Consider the following 20,880-nt stretch of genomic DNA (forward strand, 5'->3'; position numbering starts at 1 on the left):
TTGCTTACTCGACTTCACGCACCAAAGCCCCATCGGCCACGTTCCAAATGCGGAGCTTGCCCGATTGCCCGCCGGCCAGCAACAGCTTGCCGTCGGGCGACGTTGTTAACGCGTAAATGAACTCGCCCCCGGCATTGAAACCGCGGATGGTGTTGCCATTGTTGGCATCCGACAGCCGAATGCTACCGTTGATGCTGGCGGCGACCAGCTGGGGAGTCGCTGCCACGAAATCGAGCGCGCTGAGCTCTTCGGGAAAACCACCAATCGTGCGGGTTGCCCGGGCGATCTCCACGTCCCAAATCTTCACGCTGCGATCAGCACTCGCGCTGGCCAACCGTTGCCCATTGGCTTCCCAGTCCAAAGAGAGCACGTGATGGGTGTGCCCTTCCAACGTCTTCGTCGTTTCACCCGAGGCAATATCAAGCAAGCGAATCGTTTTATCAGCGGCGGCTGAGGCGAGTAAATCACCGGCTGGTGAGAACGATAAACAGAGCACCACATCGCTGTGAGATTGATCAAAAGATCGCAACAGTTCGCCGGTGTCGGTCGCGAAGACTTTGATTTCGCCAAAGCGACTCGGCTCGCCACTGCCAACGGCGAGCAACAAACCATCGCGGTGAAAATTCAGCGCCGTGACGCGATCGCTGAGCAACGGTTCGGCGAATCCACCAATCGTGCGTTCCAATTCCCAGCCCGTCGTGGTCGAGAAGAGTTCCGCCTTGCCGGGCGATTCCCATCCGCACACCTGGTCACCCACCCAGCTCACTCCGGCGAATTCAGTCGCTTTGGTGCTGCTGAATTGTTGCCGCGGTTGACCATCGGCCACTTGGTAGATTCGCAGCGAGCCGTCGCGATGGGCGCTGACTAATTGCGAACCCTGAGGATCGAATTGCAAGGCCACGACGGCTTGAGAAGGCCCGCCGATGAGCGAGTTCACTTCGGCTAAATGCTCCTGATAGATCTTCAGCTGCTGCTGTTCCTGTTCAATCTGAGCAAGGTGTTTGGGGACCGTTTCGGCCGCCACGCGTTGGGCGTCTTGAGAGGCAGCCAACGCCTGTGCCCGCTTGGCTAACTCTTGCTCGCTGGCGGTGGTCGCTTCGGCAGCCTTCGTTACGGCCGCTTGTTGAGCTTCGATTTCTTTGCGGGTCTTCTCGGCCAATTGTTCGGCCTCAGCCGCCATCTTCTTGGCAGCTTCCCGCTCGGCAATCGCTTTGGCAGTCGCTTCATCGAGTTGCTTTCGCGCAGCTTGCTGGGCGGCGAGTTGCTCTTTCACCTTGGCCGCGTTAGCTTGGGCCGCCTCGAAAGCTTGTTGCATCTTTGCCAGTTGCTCTTCCGCTTGGCTGACTGCGGCGTCGGCCTGTTGCTCGGCTGTCACCAGCTCAGTCACTTGGCTATCAATTTGTTTTCGTTTTTCGACAGCGGCTTGTTCGGCCGCCGTGGCGGCGGTGATCGTTTGGTTTGACGCCACGATTCGCTGTTCGGCTTCCGCGAGTTGAGTTTGGCTAGTGCTGACCACGGTCATCGCGGCAGTCTGCTTTTCACGGTTCTCCGCAAGCGTTTTGGCTGCTTCGTCGCGAGCGGCGGTGAATTTCGCCAGGGCTTCATTTTCTGTTTTCAGCGAAGCTTCCAGCCCGGCAGTTTGACCATTTAACTTGTCGATGTTCGCTTGCTGGCGCTCGAGGTCACGTTGCCAAGTTGCCAATTCCAAATTGGTTGCGGGAGTTCCTTCCAGCGTGCGCAACGGGGCCCCGTCGGCAAGGTTCCACAGCTTGGTGCGTCCATCCAAACCACCGGTTGCCAACATCGCACCATCCGCCGAAACGGCCAAGCTGGCGACAACCGCGCCGTGCTCCAAAGTACGAACGACTTCGCGGTTGGCCAGGTTCACAATCAAGACACCACGATCGGCCGTGGCGATTGCTAATTGGGAATCGGCGATCATTGCCACCGCCGTGCCGCTGGTGATCGCGTCGAGGGGTTCGCCCACGGTGCTAAGCAGCGCCGCTTGTTCGGCGGTACTCGCGGCAAAGCTATGCAGAGCGACTTGCCGCGAACCGGTTAACGTTGCCAGCTGAGTTCCCTGCTGCGAAACAGCCAGTTGACGAATTCTCGTGGCAGTCTCCAGCGAAGCGATTTGCTCAGCAGTTTGCGGATTCCAAACCGCCACCCGTCCCGACGTATCGGCGACGAACAGCAGTCCCGTAACTTGATTCCAAACCAGACCGCTGATCGTTCCGCCATGTCCGGCGAAGGATTGCAAGCGTTGAAAATTCGCCAAATCCCAAAGCTCGATATCGCCAATCGCGTTCACGAAAGCGGCTTGTGATTGATCGCCGTTGAGGGCGATCGGGCCGGCCGCTTTGGATAGCGGTGTGGCTCGCGGTGCAACTCCCGCGTCAGCTTTGCGCCAAATTCGCACGGTGCGGAAGCCGCCGGTGGCAATGCGATTACCGGTCGGTGAAAATGCCACCGACTGAATCACATCGACGTCGGCGATGCCGCGATCACCGAGTGCTGGATCGGCAAGCTGGGCGGTTGCTTGGTCATTCGTTAAATCGATCACGACCGCGCGGTTGCCACGCCCGAAGACGGCAAAGCGGCCATCGGGTGACACATCGATCGCGTAAATCGGTCGAACGGAATCGGGAATCGACTGCCACTCCATCTGCTCGGCCAACTCCTGATCGCTGCCGGGAGCGCCCTGTTCAATCCACAGCTTCAACAACCCCAACTCTTGCGGCGTGAGCGTTTCAGCCCCGACCGAATTGCCTTCCGGTGGCATGAGTGGCTCTTCAATCCCGGCGGCGCGCGTAAAGACCAAGCTTTCATCCGCGTGGTTAGGTTTGATGCCCGGTCCACTGTCACCGCCGGCGACCACCTGGGAAAATTTTTCCAGGATCAATCCCCCTTCGGCTTCCTTGCTATGGTGGCAAGCTAAACACTTGCGGCGGAGCACGGGCATCAGTTCTTGGTTGAAATCGACCGCTTCTTGACGTTCAACGTTGGCGATTGGCAGCTCCGCCCGAACGGGCTGGGCCGAGGGCCACGCGCCGCAGGCAAGGACGATCATGAGCAAGAAAACTGTTGAACTTTTCATGGGTCAACGACTTGAATGGTCGCCACAGTGGAAGGAATAAAAACGGTCAATTCTTGTTCTCCAGCGGCCGCTTTGGCAGCGTCAATTGCCTTGTCCGCTTCGACAATCGCGGCTTTAATCGCTTCGATCTGCTCGGAGTTTGCAGGATCATCGAGTCGTGTTTGCAAAGCATCCCGATACTGCTGCGCACGCGCGGCGGCTTGCGGATTTGGTCGGATCTTGATCTTCACTTCGGTTTGCCACCACAGTGAGTAAGTTCCGTTGGCCGTGTTGCCAGCTACTTTCACCTCAACTTCACCTGCTGACTGATCGGCGGGAATCGTAACCTCTCCGCAAGTCACGCCGGCGGGTAAATCGCGGGGCCTCAACACACAAGCCGCGCCGCCCCCCTCGCGTCTCTCCAGCTTAATCGGAACCTTCAAAGACTCGCCCTTTTTTACCGTCACGCTGGCCGGTTCTCCGCAGATGACCGTCAGCGGTGCCAAGTCATCTGCCGAAACGACCAACGGCAATTGCGTGCAGCGGCGGCTGCGAAGGAGGTCACGTCCCGCACCACGGCTCACGGCCACTGTCACCGGCACCGCCTCAGCCTGCAGTTGACTCTCACCCTCACCAGCGCGGCCAATGACATGTAGCGGCCCGTCAAAATCAGCAGCCTCCGCATCGGCAACGAGGGTTAGTTGGGTTTGAGTCTGATTGGCGGCAATCGTGGCCGGGCGGCAACTAACGCCAGCTGGCAAGCCCTCAATGGAGACTTCAATCGGGCCGGACCAACCATCGTGACGAACCGCCAGCACACGGATCGCTTCCGCACCGCCACGAAAAAGCTTGCTGCCCAGTGGCCTCGCCTGCTTGGCATCATTATGCGGATATGCCCGATAAGCAACGAGCTTAAATGCGGGCTGCGGTTCGCGGATGTTGAGCAAGAACTTTTGCCGCGCCGAAAGCGTTTCGCCCACATCCAAGTCGCGCACGATCAGACGATAGGTAGCCGTCTCGGGAAACGATACCAAGGTCACCGGATCGCCCGAATGCAAGTTCAAGATACCATCACCAAAACTTTGGCTATCTTCCACTCGCGTGACAGCATGTGTTTTCGTTTCCCCCTCCGCAACCGGTTCCAAGCGGACCAGTTCCAGCCGCGCATCGGTCGGTTGGCCGAGGCGCTGCGAAGCGAGCTCAATCACCATCCGCTGGTCTTTCTCGGCGGAAAATTCAAATTGCAGTTCCTCGTGACCGGAACCAAACCACCAAGTTCCTTGATGGGGCAATTCAATGGCCTGCGGCTTAGCTGGCGTCGCAGTCTGCTCATCAGCGGCCAATTGCCCCCCGGCCGTGGCAGACTCTGGGGCCGCGTAGCCAACGACGGCTCCGGCGACTTGAGCATCGACCTCAATCAGTTCTGTCGCGGTGGCTAATTCCTGGACGACCAATTGATAGAAAAATTCTTCACCGCCGCGATAGAGAAAGTCGTGCACTGCGAGCAGATAATCACCGGCTGGTAAATCGTTGACGACCAGCACGGGATCAAATCCATCGGCCCCGTGCCGCGCCGCGATTTGACGTCCGCTAAAATCATATAACTTGAGATACCCAATCATCCGCGAATCAATTTGTTGAGCCAAGCACTCCAACTTCAGCGACTGAGCTTGCGGCAACTGCAAGCTAAAATAATCAAGCGTCGCGGCCGTCGACTTGGCCTGAATCACCCCGGGTATCTGTATCGAGCTGGGTTGTTCGGGTTGATGGCTGGGAGTGGGCAACAAGGTATGCGGCAACGGACTGACAACAAAGCTCCGCGGATTCGAGACGCCATGCCTGCCCACGGCCCACACTTCATACCTGCCGGCTGGCACGTCTTCGGCTACCGTTAAGTTAAAACTTCCATACTTAATCGTCGGGTGATCGGAGAATGGGCGTGGCTCGCCAGTTTGAACCTCCGCCGTGATCCCCGGGTGGGAAAACAGCAGGCGGTCAATTTCGTCGAGCCGATCGCCGGCGGTGATTGACAGTTCGCAAGCTGACCCGGCCGCGGCGCCGTGGGGCCAAATAGCCTTTAGTTCAACGGGCAGGAACTGAGCACTGACGGCAAGCGGGGCGACGAAAGTGGAGCAACAAACGATACCCAGGAGGGCGACGCGTAGGAACGACAAGGCGGGATTCCAATGACTGTAGCAGGCGCCATTCGATCCATGAGCGCGCACAGCTAGGAACTGCGAAAAATAATACTTAGTGATTAAACAGAAACTCTTTCGAATTGACCAAAGACCAAATGATGTCTTCGTAAGCTTCCTGTTGATTTTCTTTCCCCGCAAGGTAGTTCAAGGTAGCTTGCATCTCTTGTTCGCGGGGCGGCCGGCTGAAGGCCAAGCGGTAGAGTTCGCTGATCTTAGCTTCGTTGCTGCGCTCGTTGTCGGCTGCCAATTGAGCCGCGCGTGCTTGAGCCCCGGAGAGCTTATTTTGCATCTCTTCGGAGTTCAGCAAGTGCAGACTCTGAGCGAGGTTTGCATCTTGGGTGCGCTCGCATTCGCAAGCTGTCGAGGCGGAGGGTTGGCCGAAGACATCCAAGAAATACGATTCAAACGCCGTGTCGGGGAGAGCCACGGCCCGCGTCCCGGCTGGCATGCCGCCAAATCGGGTTTCGCTGAGGGTTACTCGATCCACGGCATCGAGCAACACTTCCGCTTGCAAACGCTTGGGGTAAAAACGCGAGTAGCTGCGTTCATCACCCAAGTTGGCAGCGCGAGGTTGATGATCGAGCGAGTAGCTGCGGGAGAGGACCAGCAGACGGATGAGCGCTTTGAGATCGTACCCCGACTCGACAAATGAATCTGCCAGCGCGTCGAGCAGGACTGGATTGGATGGTGGGTTGGTGACTCGCAAATCATCCTCGGGTTCGATCAGCCCGCGTCCAAAGAAATGCTTCCAGTAACGGTTGACCAGTGCTTTGGCAAAGAATGGATTCTCCGAATTGGTCATCCAATCGGCCAAGTGCATGCGTGGATCTTCGCTCACGTCGATTGGCAAGGGCTCGGAGTCCAAACCGGCCGGCGCCAGTGCTTGCCCCGACTTGGGATCGGGCTGCGTGGCTGCTGCCACACGGGTAAAGAACATTGGTTCGACCGGGTCACCATCGACGCGTTTCGTGACGGTGGCAAAGAAGGCCGCCATCCGCGCGTAATCCGCTTGACTCCATTTCTCGTAAGGATGGTGATGACAACGCGCGCACTGCACGCGTTGACCGAGGAACAGCTGCGCGGCATCTTCCACCCGTTGATTGATATCTGGCACCTGCTGATACCAGGCTACCGGTGGATTATTGGCCACGCTGCCGGCGGCGGAAATGATTTCATGCACAAACTGATCATAAGGTTTGTTGGCATCGAGGCTGGAGCGAATCCAATCATAAAACGCCATCGTGGAGTAGTGCAGCTCACCGCGTTGCCGCCGGTTCCGTAGAATGGCATTCCATTTCGAAGCAAAGTACTCCGCGTAATCTTGGCTGGCTAACAGACGTTCGACTAACTGCTCGCGTTTATCAGCACCCTGATCTTGCTCGAACTGTTCGGTTTCGGCCAGCGTCGGCAGACGACCGGCGATATCGAGCGTGACGCGTCGCAGGTAGGTGGCATCGTCACACTCGCCCGAGGCGGGAATGCCGAGCGACTGTAGTTTCGCAAACACGTGCGTATCGACAACGTTGCGAGGCTCGGGAGTGAGTGATTCGCCGGCAGTCAACTGTAACTGTTCCGCCGGTAGGGGAATGTCGGCGCGAAATACAGTTACCTGTCCCTGATAGCGGGCCATGACGGCCACATCACCGATCATCGAACCGAGCTTCACCAAACCGGTCGGGGAAACCTCGGCCATGTCTGGATCATTGGACTCGAACACCGCAGCCCGGGTCACATCCTCCACCGTGCCATCGGAATAGGTCGCCACGACGGCCAATTGTTGCTCGGCCGCGGGGTACAGGCGACGGTGTTGGGGAACGACCTGAATCGACTCGACTTGCGGACCTTCACCCTCGCCGTAAGGCATTCCCTGGGCGATCCAACGTCGGAGGATGCGGTATTCGTGGCTGTCTTTTTCTAATCGTTGTCCGCCACCGTGCGGCGATGCATTAATTGCTTTGAGCAGCAATAGGCTGTGATCGGGCAAAGCGGGTGATACTCTTCTGCCACGTGACTCACCGACGAGGTGTTTATAGTCTTCGCGGGGTTCAAAACCTAATAACGACAATTGAAAACCATTCTGACCGGCCGCTTTGCCATGGCAACCACCGCCATTGCAACCCAGTTTGGTGAAGATGGGGACGATCCGACCGGGGAAACTGAGTGGCGGCTCATTGCCGGTGTCGGTGACCGACAATTGGAACTCGGCAGTCTGCGGATCTGCAGCGGGAATGCCGGCCGGAGAACCATCTGGCAAACTGGCGATGATCGTGACGTCACCATCGGCAACGGGCACGACGTAACCGCTGCTGTCGACGTTGACGATCCCTTCGGGAACCACTCGCCAGTGAACTTGGCGAGTCACGTCACGCAGGTCACCACTGGCGTTCGCACCGGCAACGACCAATTGCACGCGAGCATCTTGTCCGCGGAGCTTCGTTGCTGCGGTTGGGTTATTGAATTGCAACTGGACCGTCCGCGCCACAACTAAGGTATCGCCCGCGGCTGCGTCACTTTTGTCGGCTGCGATGACCGGTTCTGGGGACACCGGCTCCGGCGACTCTGCCCTGAGTCGACCGACACCAACAAAAGTTGTCGCCAGTCCACAGCACACGGCAGCACATATCAGGGTCTGACGAAACAACATGGCAATCATCTATAAGGAGGCGGGAGCAAGTGCGAGTGAGCGTTGCTAAATTAGCTCTGCGATCGGAGCATGGTCGACCAGGAATTGCGGACGGCCGGTGGGGTCGGCAATCGTCACGGCTGACGTATCGATACCCAAATTGTGATAGAGGGTGGCCATGATTTCTTGCATATGGACGGGGCGCGTGGCAGCTTCCTCACCGAGTCGGTTGGTAGATCCGATGGCTTGTCCGGTACGCATGCCACCGCCAGCCAGGAACGCACAACTCACTTGGTTCCAGTGGTCCCGTCCGGCACCCGCGTTAATTTTGGGTGTGCGGCCAAATTCGCCCCACACCACGATCGTGACATCGTCCAGCATGCCGCGGACTTCTAGGTCTTCGATCAGCGCGCTGAGACATTGATCCAGTTTGCCACCGTGATCGCGGACGAGGTCAAAATTTTGTCCGTGACTGTCCCAGCGACCGTAGCTAAGACTGACCACGCGAGCCCCCGCTTCCACCAAGCGTCGCGCCATCAACAGATGGTCGTTACAAGTCGGCGCCCCGTCGTATTGATACTTGTAAGGTTTGCCATCACCATAACGTGCGACCACGCTGGGGTCTTCTTTGCTGAGGTCGAGCGCGTCGATCAGCTTGCTGCTGGTTAACACGTCCAACGCCCGCTGGCCAAACGCATCCATACCTTCCATCGCGCCGGTCACGTCGATGTCACGTCGCAGTGTGTCGATTTCTTGCAGCAGGCTGCGACGATCCGATAAACGCTCGAGGGTGATCCCATTGAGCGTCATATTTTTCATGCCCGGCCCGTCTGGCTTGAACGGCGCGTAGGCGGAACCGAGGAAACCGGCTGCCCCAGAATCCGACCAAGGCACGTGTGAGGTTTTGGCGGCCAAGCCGATGTTGGGTGGCACCGATGCGTCCACGGGGCCAAACAACTTGGAAACCGCTGCCCCAATCGCCGGACGACCACCGATGCTTTGCAGATCATTCGGACGCCAGCCCGACATGCACTGCACGGCATCGTGTCCACCCGCACAGCCGACCACGCTGCGAATTACTGCCGCTTTGTCCATCTGCTGGGCCAAGCGGGGAAAGACTTCGCAAATTTCAATTCCCGAGACGTTTGTCTTAATGGGCTTGAACTCGCCCCGAATCTCGCTGGGCGCTTCGGTCTTGATTTCCCACATGTCTTGATGGGGCGGACCACCGGCCAAAAAGATATTGATGACCGATTTGTGCGACCCGGTCGATCCGGAAGCAGCTTCGGCACGCATTAAATCGGCCAAAGTAAAGCCGCCAACTCCGCAGGAGAGGCCACCTATTTTCAGAAATCCGCGACGCGAAACGCCGTCGCAGTACTTGGAACCTCGAGAGCCAACAATCGATAACATGATTTTTACTCTCCCATCAGTGGGAATTTGTTGGTGCCAGCGAAGCGACTGGCGAAGGCGGGATGGCGGACAAGCGCCACTCAATATTATATCGATCCCTCCAAGGCAAAATCAACAACTGTCTCAAAGTTTCCCTTTGGGGGTAACCAACGGGGGGCAATTGCCCGCAAAACCCAGGCCGCACTCCCCTAAAAACTCCGTTTCAGCCGCTTTTTACCGAGCCAAAGCTCATTTCCCAGTTGGCTGCTGGCGAGGCAGATCGCGGCTCACACGATGACATTTGCGACAATTCTCCCCAACCCGGCGGGCAGAATTATCCAGCGTTTGTGGTGGGGGGCTGCCTGTTTTGGCGGCTTGCCAAGCCCGAATCGACCGCTCCAGCGACTCGGCCGCCTCTGCGGAATCGCGCAACAATTCCATATATTCAGGCTCTCGCCCCGTATTCTTTTCGGCCCTAATCAACTCCGCAAAGTGTTCGCGCAGCAGCAGCGCCTCATGCGCTGGCTCTAGGTCGGGGTGCTCGGCAGGTGACTGCCAACCGGCCGCCGCGATTTGGCCGATCCGCTCATGGGTGTGTTCCAGCTGCACCATCGCTTCGGCCAGTGCCGGTACCTGGGCGTGTGCCGTGAATTCGACCTGGAGTTGATCGAGCACCTGCGGCGCGACTGGCCGCGCGTTTGCAGCGGCTTGGTGTAAACCAAGGTAATGGGGACTGGTGCCGGCCATTTTTAATACCGCCGCCGCCGAATGGGCGGGCAACATGCCGGCCGCCACGCAAGCGACCGTCGCGGCGGCAGGACTGCGATGCTTACCATGGTGACAGTGAATGTAAATTGGTCCCTCAAGTTCACGCAGCGCTTTGGCTAATTCCAGCCCGCGGTGATCGGAAATGCCATCGTAACCGTGCGGCAAATGCACGTAAAGTAAACCAAACTCAGCGGCGGTCGACTCATCAGGTTGTGCCCCGTCAACGCTGAGGACCGTTTTGACACCCAACTGCTGTAGCTCAGCAAAGGCGGCTCGATCCGCAGGCAGGCCGCCCGAGAGCACGCTGGGATGAAGCTGCAGGACGTTCGGTAAATGTGCCGTGGCGATCCTCTGAGGAAACGTTGGCGTGCCTGCCCGGCTGGCCGCTGCAGCTTGATCATCAGCTTCACCATCGTTGTCATCAGCAGCCGCTTGGCCCTCGGCCGTGGCTACAAAACAGACTGGCTTGGAGAAGCAACCACTGGTGCACTGGTTAACTCCAGACGACCAGTAGCAGGCCGCTGCGAAAACAGCAAAACCGGCTCGCTGTAAGTTAGCTCGAACTAAACCAGATTGGAGAGCTAACTTAAAGCGGTCGATGACTAACAGCATGACGATTGTACTAACTGAGGTCGTGGATTCTAGCAGGACTGTTAAGGACCATTCGAATGCGAGTACCAGGGCCTAGTGCCCAAACGGCTAGCCACCGTTAGCCGTTAGCCGTTAGCGGTTTTGGCGCTAGCCACCGTTAGCGGTTTTGGCGCTAGCCACCGTTTCGTTCCTTCATCAAATATTGTAACCGAACTCATTCTCAGCAGGTGGACACCAGCTACGATTTGCGACCCATGCGGTCCCGTGTTTTTTGGTTCTAAGAAACTAACGTATGCTGGTACTTTTACTTTCGGCGGAGCGAAGGGCGACTTTGATTGCCAGCGGAGCAGACCGTTTAATACCGCTAACACATCCTCAATGCCAACGAACGGATGGTGATCATGGGATTTGCGGAAGCCCCCGTGGGCAGCAATATTTTTGTCAGTGATTTCGACGGCACGATGACTCGCTATGATTTTTATCGGTTGGCGATCGAGCAATTGATTCCTTCGGATTGTCCTGATTATTGGTCCGATTATCGACAAGGCAGGTTGACCCACTTTGAGGCGCTGAGGAAATACTTTCTACAGATCCGGGCCAGTGAGCCGGAGGTTTTGGCCATCGTCGATCAGATGGAATTGGACCCCGAGTTGCCCGCATCGTTGCGAGCCCTCCGCGAGGCGGGCTGGCATGTCGTGGTGACTTCAGCCGGTTGCGATTGGTACATACAACGGCTCTTCAACCAAGCCGGCGTTCAGTTAGAAGTCTACGCCAATCCCGGCGACTTTGTTCCCGGCTTGGGATTGGATATGCGGCTGCCGATCGGCTCGCCGTTTCTTTCTCAGACAGTCGGTGTCGATAAAGCGGGCGTGGTCAAGCGAGCGCAGCAACTGGGGGGCCGGGTCGCGTTCGCCGGCGATGGTCTACCTGACAGCGAGGCAGCTTGTTTGGTGCCGAGCGATTACCGGTTTGCCAAAAGCGACTTGGCCGAAACACTGAGCAACCACCAGCAAGCTTTTCAGCCCTTTCATCGCTGGTCGGAAATTGCCAACCAGCTTCTACGTTAAGCAGGCAGCTATGTCCACAGTCACGCAAATCGGTTTGCCCACGCTCGTGCGCGTCAAAGATGGCTCGCTCGACAGGCTGGGGATTTACTTACAACGGCACGGCCATCGCCGCGTCGCCGTGTTGCAGAGTCAAGATTTGGTCGCACCGCTTCCCCAACGGGCGGCCGCAAGCCTCCGGCAACAGGCGATCGAGCCAGTGCATTGGCAAGAAGTCGCGGAGATCGCGGTCGAGTCGACGGTCGCCTTGTTCGCGGAGCTGCCGAGCGACATTTCGGCCATCGTGGGACTCGGCGGCGGCAAAGCACTGGACGTGGCCAAATATACGGCCAGCCTAGCAAGACTCCCTTATTTTGCCGTTCCCACCTCGCTCTCCAACGATGGTTTCTGTAGCCCGCAGGCGAGTCTAACGGTGCGCGGCAAGCGACGATCATTGCCAGCCGCAATCCCCTTCGGTTTAGTCATCGATACGGCCGTATGTCGGCAGGCCCCAGCAAAGCTAACCCTAGCTGGCGTGGGTGACTTAGTTGCCAAGTTTACGGCGGTGCGAGACTGGAAGTTGGCGTTCCATGCTACGGGCGAACCGATTAATGATTTTGCCGCGCTCCTTTCCGATGGCTCAGTGCACGCGTTCATGAATCATTCGCAGTTTGACACCGAAGGGATGACGTTGCTGGCCACCGCCCTGATGATGAACGGGATTGCGATGGTGATGAGTGGTTCTTCACGGCCGGCCAGTGGCAGTGAGCACTTGATTTCTCACGCCTTGGATCAAATCGCATCCCGACCGCGACTACATGGGTTGCAAGTTGGTGTAGCCAGTTACTTGATCAGCTGTTTGCAGGGCGAAAACTCAGCCAGAATCGCTGAGCTGTTTGACACTGTCGGCTTTTGGGAGGAAGTGAAACAAGATCCATTTTCCCGCACCGAATGGCTGGCCGCGGTGCGGAAAGCCCCGCACATCAAGGATTCGTTTTACACGATCTTCTCCAGCCGCGATCTCTATCGTGAGATCGAACACTTGGTGGCGACAGATCAATACTTGCGGCAGGTAATCGTCCAATAAAAAAAGCTGGAGCAACTAAAAGCTGCTCCAGCAAATTCGTCTTTCGGGTCACCACGCGGGTAGCCCGATGATTACTGAATATTTCTAACGACGATCAGCTTGACTGTTCAGCTTCGGCTGCATCACCGGTTTCGGCATCGTCGGCAAATGCGGGACGTTGCGCGGAGCGGTTGACACGATCGTTTTGACCGACAAATTCGATCATCGCTCGCACGCCGGCATCGCCGAGTCGCGGAGTCGCCAAACGCACGATTCGAGTGTAACCGCCTGGACGATCGGTGAAGCGAGGAGCGACTTCGGAGAACAGTACGTTCATCGCTTCCTTGTCGCCGATCATCTGCAGGATGCGGCGGCGGGCAGTGATTGCTGGAGCGCGGGTGTCGGCCCATTTTCGCCAGTTCTCACTTTCACGCCATTGCTTCCACTCGGCCGAACCACGCTCGGCAGTGGTACCAAACTCTTCGGAAGCTTTCTCAGCTTCGAGAGCTTTCTTGGCGATGGTGATGCAGCGTTCCACCAGCGGACGAATTTCCTTCGCCTTGTGCAAGGTGGTAATGATTCGTCCCTTTACCTTGGGCGCGTTTTCATCCAGCTCAGCATCCCGCTCGGTGAGGAACAGTGAGCTGGCCATATTCTTAAACATCGCCTTGCGGTGGCTGGGACTGCGTCCCAGCACGCGGCCTTTACGTCGGTGTCGCATGTCAAAATCTTTATGATTGCGGGAGTCTCTAAATGTTCAGTCGCGATTAACGCATCACGTTGGAATTGGGAACTCGCATCCCGAGATGCAGATCGAGCGACCCCAATTTGGCCCGCACTTCTTGCAAAGTGGTATCGCCAAAGTTCCGCACTTCCAACAATTGATCTTCAGTCCTTTGAACCAGGTCGCGAAGCGTGCGGATATTCTCGGATTCGAGGCAATTGTTTGCCCGCACCGACAACTTCAGATCGCTTAACGGCATGTTCAATTTGTGATCTAGGGCAGCATCGCCCCCTGACGCTGCTACGCCACCGCCTCGTCCGCCAGAAAATACGCTGGGTCCGAGCTCTTGGTATTGCACGAATGGGTTAATGTGCTTGCGGAGAATCTTGGCACCTTCGATCAAAGCCATTTCGGGATTGATCGAACCATCGGTCCAGATTTCCAAAGTCAGTTTATCGTAGTTGGTCTTTTGACCGACTCGAGTTTCTTCAATTTCATAGCGCACGCGGGTGATCGGACTGAAGACCGCGTCGATGGGGATAATCCCAATTTCGTGGTCGCCGGTGCTGTGTTCGGTCGCTGGCACATAACCGCGCCCGCTCTCGACCACCATCTCCATCATGAAGGGGACGTCATCGGTGATCGTAGCCAGCACGTGGTCTTTATTTAAGACTTCGACATCGGCATCGGTCTCAACATCGGCCCCGGTAATGACACCCGCCTTGTCTGTTTCCACCGTGATCACGCGAGTGGCGTCGCTGTGGCTGCGAACCACCAAACTTTTCACGTTCAGCACCACGTCGGTCACGTCTTCAAGGACGCCCGGGATGGTGGTGAATTCGTGTTGAGCGCCACGCACTTTGATCTGCGTGACGGCGCTACCTTCGAGGCTGGACAACAGCACTCGACGGAGACTATTGCCCACGCTGTTGCCAAAACCTCTTTCGAAGGGTTCAGCGATAAATTTGCCGTAGGTTGCCGTCAGCGTATTGCGATCAACTTCAACGCTGCTCGGCAACTCCATACCGCGCCATCGGACATGCATAGCTTACGCAACCTCTGCTGCGGGGATGTAAAAAATAGATTGAACGCCTAGGAAACAAAGATGTCGAAGCGGTTAAACGCGACGCTTTTTCCGAGGGCGGCAACCGTTGTGTGGAATGGGTGTGATATCTTCGATCAGCTTGACATTCAGCCCGGCTGCTTGCAGCGAAGTAATCGCCGATTCGCGACCCGACCCAGGTCCCTTGACCCGCACGTCCACGTCTCGCATGCCAAACTTTGTCGCCTTCTCGGCCGCTTGCTGAGCGGCACACTGACCGGCGAACGGAGTGCTTTTACGACTCCCCTTAAAACCACAAGTACCAGCACTGGCCCAGCACAAGGTGTCGCCCTTGGTGTCCGTGATCGTAACCGTGGTGTTGTTGAACGTCGCGTGGATATAAGCAATACCCGCATTCACGTTGCGACGGACTTTCTTACGTTTGTTCGATTTGGCCACCGGGATGGCTCTCCACATGTAGTAATTGGAAGCTCAAAAAAGCCGAATATCCAGCGGACAACGGCCACCATCCGGCCGACTCCGCACCCTCTCGGTCGATCCCGCCGGCGAAGCCGCCAGCAGGTCGCATGTTCTGTCGACAGCATTAGTGTCGGGCGAAAACAATGCCGGTTCCAGCGATCGCCGAAACCGTGATGCGGCGAACCAATCGCCAGCACCAACCATTTATCGCAAGTCCTTCACACCCTTCTTGCCTGCCACAGTCTTTCGCGGACCCTTCCGAGTTCTCGCGTTGGTTTTCGTCCGCTGGCCGCGTACCGGCAAGCTGTTACGGTGACGCATCCCACGATAGGACTTGATCTCCCGTAAACGACTTATATTTTGCGTTAGCTGACGACGAAGCGGACCCTCGACCAAATAGTCGGTCTCCAAAGTCGCCGCCAAGCGGCTGACCTCCTCCTCCGTCAAATCACTTGCCGAACGCGCGGGATCAATCTTCAGTTTTTCGCAAACTTCACGAGCCGAATGCAGGCCAACACCGTAGAGGTAGGTCAACGAGTACTGGATTTGCTTATCGTTCGGGATGTCAACGCCCAACAACCGGGGCATATCGCAGACTCCTACGCGAAACTATCAAAACGGGAACTGGACGGCCAGCAACTTGTTGGCTACGTACCACTATGAATCCCGGAATATAGCGTGCGGTGCAGGATTTGCTCAATGGGGTTCCGCCAGTATTCTACCCGAAATTTTAGCAGTGCCCCGCTGGAATGGTGGTCAAGAGTCGCTCACTCGAGCAGGAACACCGCCTTTTCAGCCGCTTTACCAGCGTACTCGGGGCTAGCTTCCAACTAACTCACCAGCCCGATGCCACTAAGTGACTCGGCGGAAAGCGAAAAAAAATCTGCGAACGGGCGGCCAAACGGCTAACCGGCTCGCCTATGCCTGCAGTCGCAGTGAACCGACAATCTCGCGAACGCTCGATGCGCCCAGCTCGGCGAGCGCCGCTGGCAACTCGGCGACCATTCGCTCTGAAATCGTGGGGTCGTAATAATTCACCGTTCCCAGTTGCACCGCGGTCGCTCCGGCAACCAAAAACTCCATCACGTCGTCGAGCGATTGGATACCGCCGATACCAACAATCGGTATCTCCACCGCTTGAGCAACCTGAAACACGCAACGCAACGCGATGGGCTTGATCGCCGGGCCGCTCAAACCGCCCATCACGTTGCCCAATAACGGACGCCGGCCACGCCAATCCACGGCCATCCCCAGCACCGTATTGATCAGGCAAACGGCATCGGCGCCTCCCGCCTTGGCTGCCGCCGCGATGTCCACGATGCGAGTTACGTTGGGTGTCAGTTTGGCTAGAATCGGCAGTTCGCAAACAGCCCGGGCCGCAGCCACACAGCGCTCGCAGGCTGCCGGATTCGTGGCGTAATCGACGCCGCCCGAAACGTTCGGGCAGGAGAGGTTCAGTTCGATCGCCGCGACGCCCTGGCAAGCTCCGATCTGCTTAGCGAGTTCAGCGAACTCCGCTTCGGTTTTACCGGCAATACTAACGATGATCGCTGATTCGATGCCGGCTAAATAGGGCAGATGATTCTTGATAAAGGCATCGACGCCGTCGTTATCAAGCCCAATCGAGTTCAACAAACCGGCTGACGTTTCCACCGTTCGCCACGGCTGATTGCCAATTCGCGGTGCCGCGGTGATCGTCTTGGGGACGATCCCGCCGAGCCGATTGCAGTCGACGATCTGCTCCATTTCCCGCGCATAGCCGAAGGTGCCGGAGGCGACCAAAATGGGATTCTTGAGTCGCAATCTGCCCAGTTCAACGGACAACTCCGCAGTTGCTTCAGTGGTCATGTTCGGCTCGCGACTGGCGGTTATGAAAGGGTTGTATCAAACGGCTGTCGATCTCGCGGAGCAGCCCAGCGGCGACCCGCTGCTTCGTCCCCTGAAACTCCGCCAACACGCTGCCGTCGGGCGCCAGTAATTCGACTTGCGTGTCGTCCGCGTTGATCGCTTGCGGACCGTTGCTGACCATCAAGTCGCAGTGCTTTCGCTCCAGCTTGACCGTCGCGCGAAACCGCCGATCCTCGGTCTCCAAAGCAAAGCCCACGACCCATTGGTCAGCCCGCTTGCGTTGCCCCAGCGTGGCCACCACGTCGGCTGTTTCCACCAAGTGCAAAGTCAACGGCTGGCCCGTCTTGGCCAACTTCTGCTCGGCAACTTGCTGGGGGCGATAATCACAAGGTGCGGCCGCACCAATGCAGCCGTCACAACTGGCGAACTCGCGACAGGCCACGTCCAGCATTTGATCGGTCGTTTCCACTGGCAGCACAAGACAGCCGGACGGATACTCGACATTCACCGGCCCCGTCACCACGACCACCTCATGCCCCAAAGCCAACGCGGCTGTTACCAACGAAACGCCCATTCGTCCGCTGCTGGCATTGGTCAAATAGCGTACGGGATCCAGGTATTGCCGGGTGGGCCCGGAGGTTATCAACAGTCGCGCCAAACGATCTTCCCCATCCGCCAAGTGCTGAAAGTACAGACGAGCACCCAGCGTAAACCGAACGCGCAACGACGGGAACGGGGGGCGCAACGCGCCGCGTCACGCAAGGCGTACTGCTGTACTTCCTCAGCAAATTACCACAGCACCTCGCGCATCAACCGCGTTGGTAACCGCCGTCGCGACGATCGACCCTCAAGTAACGGTTCCACAATCCGCAACGTCCCCTCCTGTAGATCGCAAATTTCCCCCTCCACACGCAGCACCGGCCGCAACGAATCACCTCCGCAAGTGCGAAACACCGTCCCCGTGCGGTGGTCGTTAAGCCGCACGACCGAGCCGATCGGGTATACCGAAACTGTCTTTACAAAAGCTTTCATCACGCGCAAGTCAAATCGCCCCTCCAACGCGTGATGCATCAAATAGGCGACAGAATCAGCTCCCAGATAACCTTCGCTCGCGTCCAGCGGTTCGGTGAGGGCCAAGTAGGCTTGCACAACACCAATGATTCTCGCCCCCAAACAGACCCGCTGACCACCGATCCCATGCGGAAAACCAGAACCATCAATTAACTCGTGATGCTGCCTGACCGCTTGCAGGATCGGACCCGGTACCAACTTCAAGGCGACCAATTGCTCAAAACCACGCTCGGGATGCTGCAGATAATGACGGTTGCCACCCGACTGCCTTGGATCGCTGCGTGATTCATCGCGAGGATCACGAACGGCGGCGGGAAAGTGACGCGAGAGTCCGATGTCACAAAGCATCGCCGCGGTGCCCAAGTGCAGCAAACTCTCCACATCCAAACCCAACTGAACGCCCACCGCCAACGACAACACGGAACTCTGCAAAGCCGTCCGGTGCAATCGCTGATTAAACGCCTCATCCTCAGGATCCAACTCGAAGGCGGAGAGCATTGCCAAGTCGACGTCGGCCGTTACGTCCAACAATTGCTGAGCGGTCGTTGTTTGAATGTGGTCAATATCCACCAACTCCCCCGCCTCGATTTGCGCCAACACGTCGCTGATTACGGCAGCCGATTCTTCGATATGAACCGCAAACTGCAGTTTGACATGCGGATCAAAATCCTCGGCGGCCCGCTGAGCTTTCACCAAAGGTCGCCGCGCCATTTCACTCAAGCGGTGCCGGACTTGCTCCAGCAACCGGTCCATCGCAAACGCCGAGCTACGCTTCGCTTTCGGAGTGGGGGACTTCGAGGGGGCCGCCTTAGGCTTGCCGACGCGTACCTGCTGAATACCCCGCGTCCTCAGCGTCTGAACGAACCCGGCAGTCAGGACGATGCCCTGATCGAGCAGCAACACACCGTTAACATCATAGATTGGGTCGGCCAATCGGTACCCGACCGGCAGTGTGTCGATCGACATTGCCTAACCTGCAGATGTATTGCCTAGCAACGACAAAAAGACAACCTACCCCCGCGAGGAACGATGTAGCTGCCACCGCAGGAATATGAGTGACATTCCTTGACCGCGCCGGAATCCCATTACACCCGACAGGAAAAATGCGGTTTACATCAGTCCAATTACAACACCGGTAGCGATTATTCAGGCTGCGGGTAAGTAATTTCCGCGGGGATGCGGTCTTGCTTGGTCGTCTGGGAGTCCATCAGCGTGAAGCCCAAGAAAAGCGAGACAAACAACAAAGAGCCGATAAACACGACCGCGTTGTACGATTTGTCAAAAGCCAAGTGCATGAAAAACAAAACGACCAAACTAGCTTTGATGGTCGCGATAAACAAGCTCAAAAAGACTTCCCACGAACCAAGATCAAACTTCGATTGGGCGACCGTCACAATTGTCAGAAAGACCAATGCGAAAAACACCGCCAACAACCCCCACACCGGAAACGGGTGGGCAAAGTCATGACTGGAGTGCCCGTCTTCATGTGCTGAAACAGTGGATTCGTGTGACATAACGGTCAGGTGAAAAAAGTGCGTGGTATGTGAAAATTAAAGCCGCGACGACCGAGAACCAGCCATCGCAAATCCCCAACAGACTTAGCGAATCAAATACAAGAGGGGGAACAGATAGATCCAAATCAAGTCGACAATGTGCCAGTAAAGACCTACATAGTCGACGGGTCCAAAGTATTGCCGATTGAAATCGAGTCGCACAGAGCGGATCAACAGCCATACTAAGACACCGATCCCAGCCAAAATGTGAATCGCGTGAATGCCAGTCATGCAATAATAAATGCTAAAGAACACACCAGCCAATTGCGGGTTCGTGATCACGGTGGTTGGTTCTTCAACCATCGAACCCCGAACTGCGGACGATGCATTGACGCCTCCGGCCAAGCCGCGTTGCTGCTCCTCCGCCTTCATTCGCAGACGAACTCCCGTATTCGTGGGATCGAGTGCAAGCTGATCCAAGACCGTTTTACCGGCGGCCTGTGTTTCCGCTTCCGCAACTGCACCCTCGGAAGCATCCGCTACGTTCGCGTCGCCATCGCTGGAATGATCCTCACCGGAATGATCCTCACCGGAATGATCCTCACCGGAATGATCCTCACCGGAATGATCGTCGCTGTTGTGACCGTCGCCCGCGGGCGCTCCCTCCCCTTCCGCCATGCCGCCGTGGTCCGCGTGATCAGATTCTCCAGACTCAAGAATGCTGCCCAACCCCACGCCGACAAAGAAACAAGCTGACGAAACCAACAGCGGGCCGGCAATTCGCATCTGAAACTTGTTCGCACTAATCGCCGCAACGGCGTACCAAATCAACAATCCCAGTGTAGAAATGGCGAAGGGGACACACATCCAAACCAGGTAAATTGAAATTCCCTCCGCATGATGCGGCGCGTCAGCGTTGTAGCTGTAAAGCCCCGCAGGCAATAGACCTAACTCAATCTTGTGTGAGTATTCGATCGCCTTGACGCCCAAGAAGATCGTCGCGCAACTGATCGTGGCGGCCAACATGCCGGTCAGCTTTCGATGCTCTTCTGTTTGAGCACAACGCACGGCCCAGGCCATGGTCAGCGAACTGAACAACAACACCCCCGTATTGATCGCTCCCAGCTGCGTATTCAAAAACACGCTAGAACCGGAAAACACCTCCGGTCGCAAGAAGCGATAAATCGCGTAGGCACAGAATAGACCACTGAAGAACAAAACTTCTGTGACCAAAAACAACCACATCCCCAACTTGCCCGAATCAAATTGCTGCTCGGGCGTGTCGAAGTGGTGGGCCAGGAACGCTGGGTGATCGTGATGACCATCGTGCTCATCAGCAGCGTCGTGGAGTGCGTCTGTAGTTGCCATTGGGGAGACGAATCGGAAAGGAGAGTTTCAGTGGATACGATTGATATCTAAAAAGCCGAAAAGCTCAATAGAGCTTCCCGGCGAAAAGTATAGACAA

Annotated in this window: 16 protein-coding genes; 2 read left to right on the plus strand and 14 right to left on the minus strand. The window is 57.0% G+C overall.

The window, feature by feature from the left end:
• Positions 1 to 4: 4 nt before the first annotated feature.
• From SH139x_RS20780 to SH139x_RS20800, 5 genes are all read right to left on the minus strand, one after another.
• Positions 5 to 3,097 carry a WD40 domain-containing protein gene (locus SH139x_RS20780; protein WP_488351685.1) on the minus strand — a complete coding sequence of 1,031 codons (3,093 nt, stop codon included), beginning with the start codon at positions 3,095 to 3,097 and terminating at the stop codon, positions 5 to 7.
• On the minus strand, positions 3,094 to 5,250 hold the full coding sequence (locus tag SH139x_RS20785) for a hypothetical protein (RefSeq protein WP_488351686.1): 2,157 nt from the start codon (positions 5,248 to 5,250) through the stop codon (positions 3,094 to 3,096). Before SH139x_RS20785 ends, SH139x_RS20780 begins: the two co-directional genes overlap by 4 nt.
• A 76-nt stretch (positions 5,251 to 5,326) precedes the next feature.
• Positions 5,327 to 7,918 carry a DUF1549 domain-containing protein gene (locus SH139x_RS20790; protein WP_488351687.1) on the minus strand — a complete coding sequence of 864 codons (2,592 nt, stop codon included), beginning with the start codon at positions 7,916 to 7,918 and terminating at the stop codon, positions 5,327 to 5,329.
• 45 nt (positions 7,919 to 7,963) lie between these two features.
• Positions 7,964 to 9,310 (minus strand): DUF1501 domain-containing protein, encoded by a 1,347-nt coding sequence (locus SH139x_RS20795; protein WP_488351688.1) that lies wholly within the window; start codon positions 9,308 to 9,310, stop codon positions 7,964 to 7,966.
• Positions 9,311 to 9,538: 228 nt separating this feature from the next.
• Positions 9,539 to 10,669: a hypothetical protein gene (locus SH139x_RS20800; protein ID WP_488351689.1), complete on the minus strand. Its 1,131-nt coding sequence runs from the start codon at positions 10,667 to 10,669 to the stop codon at positions 9,539 to 9,541.
• A gap of 380 nt (positions 10,670 to 11,049) precedes the next feature.
• Here SH139x_RS20800 and SH139x_RS20805 point away from each other — a divergent pair, with 380 nt between their 5' ends.
• Both SH139x_RS20805 and SH139x_RS20810 read left to right on the plus strand, forming a co-directional pair.
• Positions 11,050 to 11,715, plus strand: a complete 666-nt coding sequence (locus tag SH139x_RS20805; RefSeq protein ID WP_488351690.1) for an MtnX-like HAD-IB family phosphatase — start codon at positions 11,050 to 11,052, stop codon at positions 11,713 to 11,715.
• Between the two features lie 10 nt (positions 11,716 to 11,725).
• Positions 11,726 to 12,778, plus strand: coding sequence for an iron-containing alcohol dehydrogenase family protein (locus tag SH139x_RS20810; protein ID WP_488351691.1), 1,053 nt, complete (start codon positions 11,726 to 11,728; stop codon positions 12,776 to 12,778).
• A 94-nt stretch (positions 12,779 to 12,872) separates the two neighbouring features.
• Here the strand turns inward: SH139x_RS20810 and SH139x_RS20815 are convergent, their stop codons facing one another.
• The 9 genes from SH139x_RS20815 to SH139x_RS20855 form a co-directional block, all read right to left on the minus strand.
• On the minus strand, positions 12,873 to 13,478 hold the full coding sequence (locus SH139x_RS20815; RefSeq protein ID WP_488351692.1) for a bL17 family ribosomal protein: 606 nt from the start codon (positions 13,476 to 13,478) through the stop codon (positions 12,873 to 12,875).
• Between the two features lie 46 nt (positions 13,479 to 13,524).
• Positions 13,525 to 14,526, minus strand: a complete 1,002-nt coding sequence (locus tag SH139x_RS20820) for a DNA-directed RNA polymerase subunit alpha (RefSeq protein ID WP_488351693.1) — start codon at positions 14,524 to 14,526, stop codon at positions 13,525 to 13,527.
• Between the two features lie 72 nt (positions 14,527 to 14,598).
• Positions 14,599 to 14,982, minus strand: coding sequence for a 30S ribosomal protein S11 (gene rpsK, locus SH139x_RS20825; protein WP_488351694.1), 384 nt, complete (start codon positions 14,980 to 14,982; stop codon positions 14,599 to 14,601).
• 225 nt (positions 14,983 to 15,207) lie between these two features.
• A complete protein-coding gene (gene rpsM, locus SH139x_RS20830) occupies positions 15,208 to 15,591 on the minus strand; it encodes a 30S ribosomal protein S13 (protein WP_488351695.1) in 384 nt (127 codons plus the stop codon).
• A 330-nt stretch (positions 15,592 to 15,921) separates the two neighbouring features.
• Complete coding sequence (locus tag SH139x_RS20835) at positions 15,922 to 16,851, minus strand: dihydroorotate dehydrogenase (protein WP_488351696.1); 930 nt, start codon at positions 16,849 to 16,851, stop codon at positions 15,922 to 15,924.
• On the minus strand, positions 16,841 to 17,497 hold the full coding sequence (locus tag SH139x_RS20840) for a phosphopantothenoylcysteine decarboxylase domain-containing protein (RefSeq protein ID WP_488356055.1): 657 nt from the start codon (positions 17,495 to 17,497) through the stop codon (positions 16,841 to 16,843). Before SH139x_RS20840 ends, SH139x_RS20835 begins: the two co-directional genes overlap by 11 nt.
• 143 nt (positions 17,498 to 17,640) lie before the next feature.
• The gene (locus SH139x_RS20845; protein ID WP_488351697.1) at positions 17,641 to 18,888 is read right to left on the minus strand and encodes an HD-GYP domain-containing protein; all 1,248 of its coding nucleotides are present in this window, start codon (positions 18,886 to 18,888) and stop codon (positions 17,641 to 17,643) included.
• A gap of 176 nt (positions 18,889 to 19,064) precedes the next feature.
• Positions 19,065 to 19,436: a cytochrome C oxidase subunit IV family protein gene (locus tag SH139x_RS20850; RefSeq protein ID WP_488351698.1), complete on the minus strand. Its 372-nt coding sequence runs from the start codon at positions 19,434 to 19,436 to the stop codon at positions 19,065 to 19,067.
• A gap of 84 nt (positions 19,437 to 19,520) precedes the next feature.
• Positions 19,521 to 20,783, minus strand: coding sequence for a cytochrome c oxidase subunit 3 (locus SH139x_RS20855; RefSeq protein ID WP_488351699.1), 1,263 nt, complete (start codon positions 20,781 to 20,783; stop codon positions 19,521 to 19,523).
• Positions 20,784 to 20,880 lie beyond the last annotated feature (97 nt).

The sequence above is a fragment of the Kothea flammea genome, assembly GCF_052161645.1.
Lineage (GTDB): Bacteria > Planctomycetota > Planctomycetia > Pirellulales > Pirellulaceae > Laterigemmans.

What these genes read in the sequence shown, in the direction of transcription:
- SH139x_RS20780 (WP_488351685.1), bottom strand. Translation starts at nt 3,097, where the DNA reads ATGAAAAGTTCAACAGTTTTCTTGCTCATGATCGTCCTTGCCTGCGGC.
- SH139x_RS20790 (WP_488351687.1), bottom strand. Translation starts at nt 7,918, where the DNA reads ATGTTGTTTCGTCAGACCCTGATATGTGCTGCCGTGTGCTGTGGACTG.
- SH139x_RS20795 (WP_488351688.1), bottom strand. Translation starts at nt 9,310, where the DNA reads ATGTTATCGATTGTTGGCTCTCGAGGTTCCAAGTACTGCGACGGCGTT.
- SH139x_RS20800 (WP_488351689.1), bottom strand. Translation starts at nt 10,669, where the DNA reads ATGCTGTTAGTCATCGACCGCTTTAAGTTAGCTCTCCAATCTGGTTTA.
- SH139x_RS20805 (WP_488351690.1), top strand. Translation starts at nt 11,050, where the DNA reads ATGGGATTTGCGGAAGCCCCCGTGGGCAGCAATATTTTTGTCAGTGAT.
- SH139x_RS20810 (WP_488351691.1), top strand. Translation starts at nt 11,726, where the DNA reads ATGTCCACAGTCACGCAAATCGGTTTGCCCACGCTCGTGCGCGTCAAA.
- SH139x_RS20815 (WP_488351692.1), bottom strand. Translation starts at nt 13,478, where the DNA reads ATGCGACACCGACGTAAAGGCCGCGTGCTGGGACGCAGTCCCAGCCAC.
- SH139x_RS20820 (WP_488351693.1), bottom strand. Translation starts at nt 14,526, where the DNA reads ATGCATGTCCGATGGCGCGGTATGGAGTTGCCGAGCAGCGTTGAAGTT.
- rpsM (WP_488351695.1), bottom strand. Translation starts at nt 15,591, where the DNA reads ATGCCCCGGTTGTTGGGCGTTGACATCCCGAACGATAAGCAAATCCAG.
- SH139x_RS20835 (WP_488351696.1), bottom strand. Translation starts at nt 16,851, where the DNA reads ATGACCACTGAAGCAACTGCGGAGTTGTCCGTTGAACTGGGCAGATTG.
- SH139x_RS20845 (WP_488351697.1), bottom strand. Translation starts at nt 18,888, where the DNA reads ATGTCGATCGACACACTGCCGGTCGGGTACCGATTGGCCGACCCAATC.
- SH139x_RS20850 (WP_488351698.1), bottom strand. Translation starts at nt 19,436, where the DNA reads ATGTCACACGAATCCACTGTTTCAGCACATGAAGACGGGCACTCCAGT.
- SH139x_RS20855 (WP_488351699.1), bottom strand. Translation starts at nt 20,783, where the DNA reads ATGGCAACTACAGACGCACTCCACGACGCTGCTGATGAGCACGATGGT.